This window comes from Comamonas resistens, assembly GCF_030064165.1.
GTDB lineage: Bacteria > Pseudomonadota > Gammaproteobacteria > Burkholderiales > Burkholderiaceae_C > Comamonas > Comamonas resistens.
In genome coordinates this window covers 3,875,837-3,889,427 of sequence record NZ_CP125947.1, presented here as the reverse complement: position 1 = coordinate 3,889,427, position 13,591 = coordinate 3,875,837, and the positions used below count along the sequence as shown (strand labels likewise).

At 61.3% G+C, this 13,591-nt stretch carries 12 protein-coding genes; 7 read left to right on the top strand and 5 right to left on the bottom strand.

Annotated features, from left to right (window positions below):
• A complete protein-coding gene (glaH, locus tag QMY55_RS18075; protein ID WP_283485533.1) occupies positions 1-924 on the bottom strand; it encodes a glutarate dioxygenase GlaH in 924 nt (307 codons plus the stop codon).
• A 105-nt stretch (positions 925-1,029) separates the two neighbouring features.
• On the opposite strand from glaH, the gene QMY55_RS18070 reads away from it, so the two are divergent.
• The 3 genes from QMY55_RS18070 (at position 1,030) to dcd (ending at position 4,080) form a co-directional block, all read left to right on the top strand.
• The gene (locus QMY55_RS18070; protein ID WP_283485532.1) at positions 1,030-1,926 is read left to right on the top strand and encodes a LysR family transcriptional regulator; all 897 of its coding nucleotides are present in this window, start codon (positions 1,030-1,032) and stop codon (positions 1,924-1,926) included.
• A 231-nt stretch (positions 1,927-2,157) separates the two neighbouring features.
• On the top strand, positions 2,158-3,450 hold the full coding sequence (gene guaD, locus QMY55_RS18065) for a guanine deaminase (RefSeq protein WP_283485531.1): 1,293 nt from the start codon (positions 2,158-2,160) through the stop codon (positions 3,448-3,450).
• Between the two features lie 63 nt (positions 3,451-3,513).
• Positions 3,514-4,080: a dCTP deaminase gene (gene dcd, locus QMY55_RS18060; RefSeq protein WP_283485530.1), complete on the top strand. Its 567-nt coding sequence runs from the start codon at positions 3,514-3,516 to the stop codon at positions 4,078-4,080.
• 145 nt (positions 4,081-4,225) lie between these two features.
• On the opposite strand, the gene nadB is transcribed toward dcd, so the two are convergent.
• The 3 genes from nadB to QMY55_RS18045 form a co-directional block, all read right to left on the bottom strand.
• A complete protein-coding gene (nadB, locus tag QMY55_RS18055) occupies positions 4,226-5,761 on the bottom strand; it encodes an L-aspartate oxidase (RefSeq protein ID WP_283485529.1) in 1,536 nt (511 codons plus the stop codon).
• A 10-nt stretch (positions 5,762-5,771) separates the two neighbouring features.
• On the bottom strand, positions 5,772-6,899 hold the full coding sequence (gene nadA / locus QMY55_RS18050) for a quinolinate synthase NadA (RefSeq protein ID WP_283485528.1): 1,128 nt from the start codon (positions 6,897-6,899) through the stop codon (positions 5,772-5,774).
• 184 nt (positions 6,900-7,083) lie between these two features.
• Positions 7,084-8,043: a delta(1)-pyrroline-2-carboxylate reductase family protein gene (locus tag QMY55_RS18045; RefSeq protein WP_283485527.1), complete on the bottom strand. Its 960-nt coding sequence runs from the start codon at positions 8,041-8,043 to the stop codon at positions 7,084-7,086.
• Positions 8,044-8,197: 154 nt separating this feature from the next.
• On the opposite strand from QMY55_RS18045, the gene QMY55_RS18040 reads away from it, so the two are divergent.
• From QMY55_RS18040 to QMY55_RS18030, 3 genes are all read left to right on the top strand, one after another.
• Entirely contained in the window at positions 8,198-8,563 is a 366-nt protein-coding gene (locus QMY55_RS18040; RefSeq protein ID WP_283485526.1) for a hypothetical protein, read from the top strand.
• 149 nt (positions 8,564-8,712) lie between these two features.
• Positions 8,713-9,588, top strand: coding sequence for a KPN_02809 family neutral zinc metallopeptidase (ypfJ, locus tag QMY55_RS18035; protein ID WP_283485525.1), 876 nt, complete (start codon positions 8,713-8,715; stop codon positions 9,586-9,588).
• 208 nt (positions 9,589-9,796) lie between these two features.
• Positions 9,797-11,221, top strand: coding sequence for a DEAD/DEAH box helicase (locus QMY55_RS18030; RefSeq protein ID WP_283485524.1), 1,425 nt, complete (start codon positions 9,797-9,799; stop codon positions 11,219-11,221).
• A gap of 112 nt (positions 11,222-11,333) precedes the next feature.
• On the opposite strand, the gene QMY55_RS18025 is transcribed toward QMY55_RS18030, so the two are convergent.
• A complete protein-coding gene (locus QMY55_RS18025) occupies positions 11,334-12,188 on the bottom strand; it encodes a symmetrical bis(5'-nucleosyl)-tetraphosphatase (protein WP_283485523.1) in 855 nt (284 codons plus the stop codon).
• 24 nt (positions 12,189-12,212) lie between these two features.
• On the opposite strand from QMY55_RS18025, the gene QMY55_RS18020 reads away from it, so the two are divergent.
• Positions 12,213-13,517, top strand: coding sequence for a hemolysin family protein (locus QMY55_RS18020; protein ID WP_283485522.1), 1,305 nt, complete (start codon positions 12,213-12,215; stop codon positions 13,515-13,517).
• Positions 13,518-13,591 lie beyond the last annotated feature (74 nt).

Here is a 13,591-nt window from a genome sequence, read left to right as displayed (position 1 = left end):
TTACTGAGCGAATGTACCGCGCTGACGCATCAGCTCGCGGTGCAGTTGCTCGTTACGCTCGAACGGCGCGCGGCCGTGCACGTAGAAGTAGTTGTTCAGAACCACCAGGTCGCCGGCGGGCAGGCTGACGGTGCGGGTGCCGGGCGAATTTTCCATCGATTCGGACAGGTTCTGCAGATATTCGGCTTCTGCATCGTTGGCGGGCTGCACGAACTGGTCGATGAAGGAGATGGACAGGCCGAACTCGCCGTGGAAGAACACGGGGCGCTCGACGCGCTCGTTCACGTTCTTCGAGCCGGGGGCCTTGTACAGCAGGGGCCTGGCGCCCAGCGGGTCTTGCACGAAGCGCTGCAGCTCGCTCCAGTCGTCCAGGTGCAGAAAGCGCGACTCGCCGCCCACGGCGTTTTGCTCGTCGAACTTCATCATCAGCAGCCAGTCGGTGGCTTCGGTCACGAAGGTGCCGTCGGTGTGCATGGTGAACAGACGATAGGCCTGGCGCAGATAGGAGTCGCTGGAGTCGGTGTGCTTGACCAGGAACCGTGCGTAGTACTTGTTGGACATGGAGTCGTGGTTGGCCGGGCCCAGGATATGGCCGATGGCGGTGCCGAACTTCACATAGTCGTCGCTGTCCTGGCTCACGCCTTCCAGACCCAGCACAAAGCCGCCATGCTTGCGGTCCTTGATGATGTTCACCAGGGTCTCGCCAAAGTCGGCACCCATGTGCGCCTTCAGGCGGCGCGCCAGATGAAAGCGCATGAAAGGCACGTATTCGAGGTTCTGCACGTCGATATCGCGCACATCTGCCAGGAAGGCGTTCAGTGCTTCGGTGTTCAGCGTCAGTTTCAGCAAACGAGGATGCTCGGGGTGAGCGGTGATCTCGTAGGCGGCGGGCTGGATCAGGTGCTGGGGGGTCGTAGCGTTCATGGTGGGTGGGTACTTCAATCAGGAATGGTGTGATTGAACACTTCTTGTTTGATACGATCTATGGGGTTTAATGCATTTTTTGATAAGAAATTCAGATTAAAAACCATGCTCAGCTACCGCCAACTCGAGCACTTCGTCGCCGTGGCCCAGGAGCTGCACTTCTCTCGCGCCGCCGACAAGCTGGGCGTGGCCCAGTCCGCCGTCAGCGTGCAGGTGCAGCAGCTGGAGCAGCAACTGGGCGTGCGCCTGCTGCAGCGCAACAAGCGCAAGCCCATCACGCTGACCGATGCGGGCGAGCTGCTTTATGACGAAGCCGTGGCCGTGCTGCGCCATATGGAGCGGGCCCAGCAGATCGGGCTGCTGGCGGCCCAGGGCATGAGCGGCCATGTCAAGCTGGGCTATATCTCCTCGTCCGTCACCTCGGGTGTGCTGGCGCGCATGCTCACGCAGTTCCGCCCCGGCCATGAGCAGGTGCACATGCAGGTGCTGGCCATGGAGACGCCGCGCCAGTTGCAGGCGCTGCAGCAGGGCGAGATCGATGCCGGTCTGCTGCGGCCGCGCCGTCGCTACCCCGAGGGGGTCAAGGCGGTCATCGTGCACAGCGAGCCCTTCATGGTGGCGCTGGCCGAGAACCACCCGCTGGCACGCCATGAATCCATCAGCGTGGCCGATCTGCGCGGCCAGACCTTTATTGCGCCGCAGTTCATCAACGAAAGCGAAGGCTTTGCCGAGGTGCTGGCGCGGCTGGCCGAGACGGCCGGGTTTTCGGCTCGCGAGGCCTATCGCGTCAACGACTTCATCACGGCGACCAGCCTGGCCGCCGCGGGCTACGGCATTGTGGTGCTGCCCGAGTCGAACCGCCTGCTCAATCAGCCGGGCGTGGCTTTCAGGCCGCTGCGCGACTTCAAGGAAAGCGTGCACATGGCACTGGCCTATCGCGAGCGCGAGAACTCGCCCGCAGTGCGCGCTTTTCTGGCCGTGGCCAAAAGCTGCGTGGCCTGACATGGAGATCGTCAACCGGCTCCAGGGCGAGATCGCTGCAGTGGCGCAGTGAAGTTTGCACCAATGAAGCAGCTGACGTCGGCTTTTATTGGGGTTTGTATGTATTTGGCTTGAATTCAATACCAGTAATGCGTGGGTAGCTATCGTTTTTGTAGTCTTTCGTCAATCGATATAGCACCTATAAGCATGACCGTCTGTTGTTTGCGTTTGCCGCCGCGTAAGCTCGGGCCCATGAAAATCTACCGTAGTGCCCTGCTGCGCTTTGCCGATGACGGCCAGGCGATTTATGACTCCGATGCCTTGCTGGCCGTGGCACCCGATGCTGGGGGCGTGCAGCGCGTGGTGGCTGCGGGCAACTGGCAGACGCTGGCCGAGCAATACATCCACCGTGAAGGCGTGGAGGTCGTGAATCTGCCCGGCAAGCTGCTGGCGCCGGGCTTTGTCGACCTGCACATCCATTACCCTCAAACCGACGTGATCGGGGCGCCAGCCCCGGGCTTGCTGCCTTGGCTGGAAAATTACACCTTCCCACACGAGTCGCGCTTTCATGAGCGCGAGTACGCCGATGCGGTAGCCGAGTTCTTCATGGATGAGCTGCAGCGCAACGGCGTGACTACGGCGCTGGCCTTTGCCACCTCGCATCCGGCTTCGGTGGACGCCATCATGACGGCCGCGCAAAAGCGCAGCATGCGCATGATCGCCGGCAAGGTGCTGCAGGACCGCAACAGCCCCGACGGCGTGCGCGACGACACCGAGCAAGGCCTGATCGACACCGAAACCCTGATCCAGCGCTGGCATGGGGTGGGCCGCCTCGGCTATGCGATCACGCCGCGTTTTGCTCCCACCAGCACCGAGGCGCAACTGCGTGGCGCGGGCGAGTTGGCCGCCAAATATGGCGATGTATGGATTCAGTCCCATGTGGCCGAGAACCTGGACGAAGTCGCCTGGGTCAAGCAGCTGTTTCCCGAGTCACGCAGCTATCTGGCCGTCTATGACGACTTCGGCCTGATGCGCGAGCGCGCTGTTTACGCCCACAGCATCTGGCTCGATGAAACCGATCGCCAGCTCATGCACGACACGCGCTCGGCAGCGGCCATCAGCCCGACCAGCAACCAGTTCCTGGCCAGCGGCTACTTCGACTACATCAAGGCCGACGAGGCGGACATGCTTTACGGTCTGGCCAGCGATGTGGGCGGCGGCATGAGCTTTTCGCCATTTCGCACCATGCAGGCCGCCTATGTGATCGGGCGCGAGAGTCATGCCAAGCAGGGCCTGAGCCTGTCGCCCCAACGACTGTGGTGGCAGCATACGGCGGGCGCTGCGCGGGCCCTGGGTCTGCAGGGTGTGGTCGGCAATCTGCAACCGGGCTGCGAGGCCGACTTCGTCGTCATCAACCCTGGCTGCACGCCGCTGCTGGAGCGCAAGACCAGCCAGGCGCGCAACCTGGACGAGCTGCTGTTTGCCATGATCATCCTCGGAGATGACCGCCTGATTGAGCAAACCATTGTTTCTCAAGCAAAATAGGGGTCTTGCGCTGGTTGCATAGCCACTTGGCGCTATGAAAAATCAAGCGATACAGGACTTCTAATGAGCATCAAGAGCGACAAATGGATCCGCCGGATGGCGGAGCAGCACGGCATGATCGAGCCTTTCGAGCCTGGCCAGGTGCGCCAGGTCGACGGCAAGAAGATCATCAGCTACGGTACTTCGAGCTATGGCTACGACATCCGTTGCGCGCGCGAGTTCAAGGTGTTCACCAATATCCACAGCACCGTGGTGGACCCCAAGAACTTCGACGAAAAGAGCTTTGTCGACTTCGAGGGCGACTACTGCATCATTCCGCCCAACAGCTTTGCGCTGGCCCGCACGGTCGAGTACTTCCGCATTCCCCGCGATGTGCTGACCGTCTGCCTGGGCAAGAGCACTTATGCGCGCTGCGGCATCATCGTCAATGTGACGCCGTTCGAGCCCGAGTGGGAAGGTTATGTGACGCTGGAGTTCTCCAACACCACGCCGCTGCCCGCCAAGATCTATGCGGGCGAAGGCTGCGCCCAGGTGCTGTTCTTCCAGGGCGACGAGCAGTGCGAGACCAGCTACAAGGACCGCAATGGCAAGTACCAGGGCCAGCATGGCGTGACCCTGCCCAAGACCTGATATGCGCCGCCGCTGAAACGCCATGTCCAGCAAAAAGCCCGCTGTCTATGCAGCGGGCTTTTTTGTTGCCAGGCCGAGGAGCTCTGTGGGGCAGAGGCTATACGGCAGTGAACAGGCGTGGGGCTATTTTGTTCTCAGGCGTGTTTCACGCGATAGCGGCTTCCAGCGGCGGCCAGTCCAGATTGCAATGCGCGCCCACGCTGTTGTGACGCTGCAGGGCGGCATCCACCATCAGGCTGCACAAGGTCAGCTGGTTGCGCAGGGCCGTATCGGCACCACGCCACTGGGCGCGCCACAGCACCAGTTGCTTGGCGGCGGCGATCAGGCTGTGGTTGCTGCGCACAATGCCCACATGCGTCTGCATCAGCCGCTGCAGTGCCTCTTGCATCTCTGGCAGGGTTTTATGGTTCAAACCCTTTCCCTGATTGCGGTAGGTGCTATGAATGCTGGAATGCTTGAGCAAAGGCTGGGTCGCAATGCGCAGCGCCGTGGCGCGCCCCATGACCACGCATTCCAGCAAGGAATTGCTGGCCAGCCGGTTGGCGCCATGCAGGCCGGTGCGGGCGACTTCTCCCACTGCATACAGGCCAGCCACGCCGGTGCTGCCGTCGGTGTTGGCCTGCACGCCGCCGCAGGCATAGTGGGCGCAGGGTGCGACGGGAATGGCCTGGCTGGCGATGTCAATACCATGCGCTGCGCACAGTGCCATGACGCCGGGGAAATGCTGCTCCAGCCAGTCTCGGCTGCGGTGGCTGATGTCCAGCAACACATGGGGCAATTGGTGGGCACGCATTTCGCTGTCGATGGCGCGGGCCACGATGTCGCGCGGGGCCAGCTCGGCCCGTTCGTCGTGGCGCAGCATGAAGCGCTCGCCAGGCTTGCCGTCGGCGCCGGGCAGGTGCAGAGTCGCACCTTCGCCGCGCAGCGCCTCGGATACCAGGCCCAGAGCCTGCCCGGCGATGTGCAGGGCGGTCGGGTGAAACTGCATGAATTCCAGATCGCGCACCAAGCAGCCCGCGCGCCAGGCCAGGGCAATGCCATCGCCCGTGGCACTGCCCGGGTTGGTGGTGCTGGCGTAGATCTGGCCCATGCCGCCCGTGGCCAGCACGGTATGGCTGGCCAGCAGGCGCTGAGGGCGGCCATCGGCATGGCGCACGGAGGCCCCCGCGCAGCGTCGCTGGCCGTCCAGCAGCAGCTCGGTTGCGGGGCTGCAGGCCTGCAGCGTGATGTGGCGGCGGCTGGCGCAGGCCTGCAGCAGGCTCTGGTGCACGGCCTGGCCGGTATGGTCGGCCACATGGGCAATGCGCCGGGCGCTGTGGCCGCCTTCGCGCGTCAGGTGCAGGCGGCCCTCGGCTTCGGTATCGAAGTGGACACCATGCTCTTGCAACCAGGCGATGGCCTGGGGGCCCTGAGCGAGGATGCGGCGCACGGCGGTTTCATCGCAGAGGCCGGCACCGGCGACCAGCGTGTCCTGCACATGGGCTTCGAGTTCGTCATTCTCGTCCAGCACGGCGGCGATGCCGCCCTGTGCCCAGGCGCTGGCGCACTCATGCAGCGGGCCTTTGCTGAGGATAGTGATGCGCAGATGCTCGGGCAGGCTGAGGGCAACCGTCAATCCGGCCAGCCCGGCGCCGATGATGAGCACATCGGTCGTCATATCGGGGGTGTTGATGGAGGGCATGGCTGGCGGCTCAGGCGGGACCGAATTGATGGAACAAGGCGGCATCCAGCGCCATTTCTCCGCTGGCGCGTACGTTCTGGCTGCGTGCAGCCGCGAAGTCCAGCATGCGCTGTATGGGCTTGCGGGCTGCGCGGCCCAGGGCTGGATCGAGTTCGATAGAGCGCTGGCCGTGCAGCAGAGCTTGCTCCACACCTTGCAGGCTGTTCATGGCCATCCAGGGGCAGAAGGCGCAGCTTTTGCAACTGCCGCCCGTGCCTGCCGTAGGCGCGGCCAGAAAGGTCTTGTCCGGATGGCGCAGGCGCATAGCGTGAAGAATGCCCTGGTCGGTGGCGACGATGAAGGTGTCGGTGGACAGCTTGCCCACGGCCGCAATCAGCTGGGTGGTGGAGCCCACCACATCGGCCAATGCAGTAACGGCAGCCGGTGATTCGGGGTGCACCAGGATCGCGGCTTCGGGGTGGGCATCGGCCAGGGCTTGCAGTTCCTCGGCCTTGAATTCGTCATGCACCACGCAGCTGCCTTGCCAGAGCAGCATGTCGGCACCGGTTTCGCGCTGGATATGGCTGCCCAGGTGACGATCGGGCGCCCAGAGGATTTTTTCGCCGCGTGCATGCAGGGCTGCGACGATGTCCTGCCCCACCGATGAGGTGACGACCCAGTCGGCTCTGGCCTTCACGGCGGCGCTGGTGTTGGCATAGACGACCACGGTGCGGTCGGGGTGGGCATCGCAGAACTGGCTGAAGGCATCGGCCGGGCAGCCCAGATCCAGCGAGCAGCTGGCATCGTCATCGGGCATGAGCACGGTTTTTTCGGGGCTCAGAATCTTGGCCGTCTCGCCCATGAAGCGCACACCGGCTACGACCAGGGTGGCGGCCGGGTGTTCGGCGCCAAAGCGTGCCATTTCCAGCGAATCACCCACGCAGCCCCCGGTTTCGCGTGCCAGATCCTGCAGCGCACCGTCCACGTAGTAGTGGGCGACAAGCGCAGCATTGCGTTCGTGGAGCAGGGCCTTGATCCGCTGCGCAGTCTGATGTTGCTGGGCCTGGCTTTGCGCTGGCGGTAGCCGGGCCCAGGCTTGGCCGGTACTGCAGCTGTTGCCGCTCAGGGGGTGATCGAACTCTACGGTCTTGATTGGCATGGTCTCCATCCGGGTTGTCTTGTTAAATAATTATGCTCAATATGAGTATTATTTAATCGAGGTTTGGCGGATTTGTCACCTACCGTAAAAGTCAGGGCTGCTTTGATGCAACACGCAAGCGTGCTGTGAATCTGCAATGACTAGAAAATCGCCCCCAAATGATTACAGGGAAAGCGCAGGCAGCTCATTTATCAATAGCTGCCAGGTGTTGGCGCAACGCCAGTCTGGTGGCCGCCAGATCCCAGCCACCCCAGCCGCAGGACTTGAAAAGCACCGCCGCCTGAGGTCGGGGCCAGTTTTGCTGGACCACTTCGGCCAGAGTGGGAAGTGCAGCAATATCGATACCTGCCTGCAGCAAATCACCTGCTTCATGGCCTGCATCCTCGGTGTCCACCACGATCTGCCCATGCTGTAAAAAATGGTGGCACAGCTCGGGAGCCAGCTCCACCATCTGAGGTGTGAAGGCGCCTACCGCGCAGACAAAGGCCTGCGGGTGCGGCGCCTCGTTGAGCACCACGGCTTGTGCAGGCGTGCAGGTCACGATCAGCGGGCAGTGGCGCGCGGCCTGGGCCAGGTCGCTGACCTGCCGGGCTTGCAGGCCTATGGCCTGGGCTTGCTCCACCAGCTTTTGTGCACTGGCGCTGCTGCGGGAATGCACCCAGACCTCGCGTGTGCCCAGCCCCGCAGCAAACGCCTGCAGGTGCGCGCTGCCCTGAACGCCCGCGCCAATGATGAGCAATGGTCCCAGGGGTTGGGCCGCCAGCCGGCGTGCAGCCAGCAAGGAGACGGCAGCCGTGCGCCTTGCGGTCACGGTGGGGCCGTCCAGAATCAGCTGACGCTGGCCGGTTGCGACGTCAAATACCACGATATCGCCCTGGATGGTGGGGCGGTCCGTACCTGCATTGCCGGGCGTGAAGCTGATGAGCTTGGTCATGGCCAGCTGTCCGTCGGTGGCCGGCATGCAGAACAGACTGCCATCTTTGCCGACAGGCATGACGATGCGTGGCGGAACCGCGACGGATGAACTGTTTTTCAGCTGCTGCAAAAGTTCTTCTATTTCGTCGGCCAGTGCTGTCCACGGCAGCAGGTCGGCAGTGGCCTGGGCATCCAGGGCGCTAGAGGTGGGCGTTGTAGTTGCTGTCATGGCAGTCCTGTGGCGGGGTGTAACGGGTAAGCAGCTTACAGAAGCGCAACAACCTTTCAGGATTTGCCTGACATGCAGGCGCTGCCCGAAGGCTGCGGCAGGGGGCTATCCGCGCGCACAATAGCGGCTGTTTCATCTCTTGTTTTTTGAGTTCATGTCAGGTTTGTCTTCTCGCTCATCTCAACGCAAAGAACCCGGCTGGACGCAGGCCCCCAGCAATGTGTCAGCGGAGCCGGTGTGGCGCGATGCCGGCGCCGATGCGGGTGGCTATCAGCCCAGTCGGGTGCAGTCTGCGGCACCGGGCAAGTCTGCGTCAGGCAAGGGCTGGATCTCGGCCGTTCTGGGCGTGATCGGTCTGCTGGCGGTTGCCTGGTTGCTGCTGAGCATGTTCAATGTGGTGGAGGAGCAGATGGCGCGCAACGATCCGAACCAAGTTCAGCATGGAAGTGCTGCTCCGTCGTTGATGGGAGCTGCTGCGCCAGTGCAGGCCGTGCCGGTGGCCAGCCCCGCGAGCCGCTAAACGTTAGCCGCTGAAACGTCAACAATGGTGCAGTGGATGGTCTTGCAGTACTGAAAAGACGGCGATGAGTTCGACAGGGCTACCGGGGAACACTTAATATCGCCACCCGACGCGAGGCGGCGGCAATACAGCACATAGGAGTAAGCACCATGAAATGGGAAGGCAACCGTGAGTCGGACAATGTGGAAGACCGCCGTGGCGATGGAGGCGGCGGCGGTGGTGGCTTTCCCATCGGCGGCCGTGGCATAGGCATTGGTACCGTGGTGCTGGCGTTGATAGGCTGGGGAGTCTTTGGCATCAACCCGCTGACCACGATTGGTGTGCTCTCCGGCGGTGGTTCGCCCCAGGTGCAGCAGGCTCCGGCTCACCGTCCTCCAGGGGATGATCAGGGCGCCAAGTTCGTTTCCACCGTGCTGGCCTCGACCGAGGATGTCTGGACCCAGATCTTCCGTGAGGGCGGCGCCCAGTACCAGAACCCCAAGCTGGTGCTGTACACGGGTGTGACACGTACGGCCTGCGGCACCGGTCAGTCGGCCATGGGGCCGTTCTACTGTCCTGGCGACCACAAGGTCTATCTGGATATGGACTTCTTCAATACCATGAGCCGCCAGCTGGGAGCACCCGGTGAATTTGCGCGTGCTTATGTGGTGGCGCATGAGGTGGGTCACCATGTGCAGAACCTGCTTGGCATCTCGGGCAAGGTGGATGCCATGCGCGGTCGAGTGAGCGAGCGTGAACAGAACGCCATGTCCGTGCGTCTGGAGCTGCAGGCCGACTGCCTGGCCGGTATCTGGGCCAACAAGTCGCAGCAGGCCAAGAGCTGGCTGGAGCAGGGCGACATCGAGTCTGCCGTCAATGCGGCTCAGCAGATCGGCGACGACAAGCTGCAGCGGGAAGCCACGGGAACGGTGCGCCCAGACAGCTTCACCCATGGCTCCAGCGCTCAGCGCGTGCGCTGGTTCACCCAGGGCTACAAGACGGGAAGCATGAAGGCCTGCGATACCTTCGCTGCTCAGTCTCTCTGATCGGGCAAAGCTTCTCCAAAAGGCGTGTGCACTGTCACACGCCTTTTGCTTTGTATAACGACACTGCACCGATACGGGTTATCCCGGTAGATTGCACGGGATATTGAAGCCTGTGCCCTCTGAGAACATGGACTTGTGCCGTGTCAAAACGCCGTAAATGCACAAAGCCAACGCGAAAAAGCCACTCGGTGCGACAATAACGCCCTCAATGACAAGCTCTTTCTCCAATCTTCATTTGGCCGAGCCCCTGGCACGCGCTGTTGCCGACATGGGCTACGAGTCCATGACACCCATTCAAGCGCAAGCCATTCCGGTTGTACTGACTGGCAAGGACGTCATGGGCGCAGCCCAGACTGGCACGGGCAAGACTGCGGCTTTTTCGCTGCCCCTGCTGCAGCGGCTGATGCGCCACGAAAATGCTTCGGCTTCACCGGCCCGCCACCCTGTGCGCGCCCTGGTGCTGCTGCCCACGCGTGAACTGGCTGATCAGGTCGCTCAGCAGATTGCGCTGTACGCCAAATACACCAAGCTGCGCAGCACCGTGGTGTTTGGCGGCATGGACATGAAGCCCCAGACCATCGAGCTGAAAAAAGGCGTCGAGGTACTGGTGGCGACGCCCGGGCGTCTGCTGGACCACATCGAAGCCAAAAACGTGGTGCTCAACCAGGTGGAGTATGTGGTGCTGGACGAGGCAGACCGCATGCTGGATATCGGCTTTCTGCCCGATCTGCAGCGCATCCTCTCGTACCTGCCCAAGAGCCGTACCACGCTGCTGTTCTCGGCCACGTTCTCGCCCGAGATCAAACGACTGGCTGGCAGCTATCTGCAGGATCCCGTGACCATCGAGGTGGCTCGCCCCAACGAAACGGCTTCCACCGTGGAGCAGCGCTTCTACAAGGTCAGCGATGACGACAAGCGCTATGCCATTCGCTCGGTGCTGAAAGAGCGTGACATTCGCCAGGCTTTCATTTTCTCCAACAGCAAACTGGGCTGTGCACGCCTGACTCGCGCGCTGGAGCGTGACGGCTTGCGCGCCGCAGCGCTGCATGGCGACAAGAGCCAGGACGAACGCTTGAAGGCACTGGAGGCTTTCAAGGCCGGCGAGGTGGATCTGCTGGTCTGTACCGACGTTGCGGCCCGTGGCCTGGACATCAAGGACGTGCCAGCGGTCTTCAACTACGACGTGCCGTTCAACGCCGAAGACTATGTGCACCGTATCGGTCGCACAGGCCGTGCTGGAGCATCGGGCCTGGCCGTGACCTTGGTCACCGACCATGACGGTCGTCATGTGGCGGATATCGAAAAGCTGACCAAGAAGAAAATCGACCTGGAGCCTGCGCCCATGGCGGATTTCCGTCCAGCTCGTCGCAGCCGCAGCGATGATGACTACCGTCCACGTCGCGAGCGCGAGTTTGACGGGGCGACACGTGGCAACCATGTGCATCGTCCATCGCGCATGGCTCAGCGTCCGGCCAATGTCGATCCCTTCTTCGACAAGCCTTATGAGGCCAGTGCGGTGTCAGAGACCGCATCCTGGGACAGCAAGCACGCTGCACCCGTCAAGAGCACGAATATCAAGCCCAAGCGCAAGATAGCTGCCTTGTTCAGGGCACCTGTCGTCGCTGCTTCCTGATCACTGATCGGACGCGCTCATAAAAATGCCTGCTTGGATAGCAGGCATTTTTTATGGCAGCCGGGCCGCCCCAGGGCGATAAGCGCTCCCTTGGGGCCTTTGTCTGTTTGCTTCAGCTCTTGCCGCCTGGAACCTGGGCCTGGGGGCACTGGAGCTGAATCAGCTCGCGCTCACCGAGATGTTCGCCTATGCGCATCATGCTCAGGCATCCGCCCCAGACGCAACCTGTGTCCATGGCCATCAGATTGGCGCGATTGATATGGCCCAATGTGGACCAGTGGCCAAAAGCCATGGGGGTGTCGGCGGTGGCGCGACCTGGAACTTCAAACCAGGGCATCAGCCCTTGCGGAGCCTGATCGGCGGATTCGGCACTATCGAAATCCATGACGCCTTGCTCGCTGCAAAAACGCAGGCGGGTAAAGGCGTTGACGATGCAGCGCAGCCTGTCATCGCCTTCCAGGCCTGCGGTCCAGCGGTCAGGCAGGTTGCCATACATGTTCTGTAGAAAGCGGGCGAAGTCTGCACTTTGCAGCACGGTCTGAACTTCCTGGTTCAGAGCCAGACAGTCCGGCAAGCTCCATTGCGGCAGCACGCCTGCATGGACCATGAGCAGGTTTTCGCCGTGGGCATTGGTATGCAGGCGGGCCAGGGGTTGCTGGCGCAACCAATCCAGCAGGGCGTCACGGTCCGATGCCTCCAGCACCTGAGCCAGGGTGTCGCGCTTGCTTTGGCGGCGCAGGCCTTGCGAGGCAGCCAGTAGGTGCAGATCATGATTGCCCAGCAGAGCACGCATGGAGTCTCCAGCCTGCATGCAGCGGCGCAGCACTTCGGCGGACTTGGGGCCGCGATTGACAAGATCGCCGAGCACATAAAGCGTGTCCCGGCTGGGGGAAAAGTCCACGGTTTGCAGTAATTGAGCGAATGCGTCGTCGCAGCCTTGGATGTCACCAATGCAGTAAAGTGCCATGGTCTTCTTTCATACGGACAAGTCATGGATTTTCTGCTGATCGCATTGCTCACGCTGCTCAATGGGGTGTTTGCAATGTCGGAATTGGCACTGGCCTCCAGCCGCAAAGCCCGTTTGCTGGCGCTGGCCGAAACGGGAGACAAAGGTGCTCAGGCTGCATTGGCGCTGTTGGAGAACCCCACCCAGTTTCTGTCTTCGGTACAGGTTGGCATCACTTCGATAGGCATGCTCAACGGTATTTTGGGCGAGGCGGCATTCAGCGATGGGCTGGCTCGGTGGTTGATATCTTTGGGAATATCGGATGGTGCAGCGTCTATATCGGCCACCGCCATCGTGGTTACTGTTATCACATTTATAACGATAATATTTGGAGAGCTGGTTCCCAAGCGTATTGGGCAGTTATACCCGGAGCTGGTTTCCACCGTGATTGCACGCCCCATGGCATGGGTGGCCTCCATAGCCAAGCCATTTGTGCGCCTGCTTTCCTTTTCCACGCATGCAGTTCTGACATTGCTCAGAATTAATGAGTCGCAAGGCAGAACGGTGACAGAGGAGGAAATTTCGGCGAGTTTGGCGGAGGGGCGCGAAGCCGGCCTGATCGAAGCCAATGAGCACCAGATGGTGCAAAACGTATTTCATCTGGACGATCGTCCCTTGACCTCCTTGATGGTGCCGCGCGCAGATGTGCACTGGTTGGACGCCGATATGACGATTGCCCAGGCACTGGCTGCTGCTGCCCGTGGTCGGGAGATGGGCGGGCACTCCTGGTATCCGGTCTGCAGGGGATCATTGGACGAGGTGCTGGGAATTGTCAGCGTGGCACATCTTTTGTCCATAGCTCATCCAACGCATGAGGTTCTGCGAGAGCATGTACTGGCTTCCTCCTTCCTGCCGGAAACCCTTAGCGGCATGGAACTGCTCGATCAATTGAGGTCCAGAACCGGGCGTATGGTGTTTGTGGTCGATGAATATGGCGTGGTGCAGGGCATCATGACGCCCACGGACCTATTGGAAGCCATCACCGGCGAGTTGCGCTCGATCGAGGGCGGCCAGGTTTGGGCGACCCAGAGAGAAGATGGCTCATGGCTGCTGGATGGCCTGATGCCCATCGCCGAGTTGAAGGCCCGTCTGGGCATTCGTGATCTGCCCGATGAAGATAAAGGTCGCTATAACACCATTGCCGGCTTGTGGCTTGCGGAAAGCGGGCATCTCCCCATATTGGGAGAGCGCATCCAATGTGCAGGATGGATATTCGAGGTGGTCGATTTGGATGGCAGGCGTATTGACAAAATATTGGCCTTTGAAGGACTTGGGTCAATATCTTGTTAACAAGTTCTTGGCAATTAATTTTTTGGGTATTGTGGTTACTGCTTACATATTTTTAAATGATTTTAAAATTATGA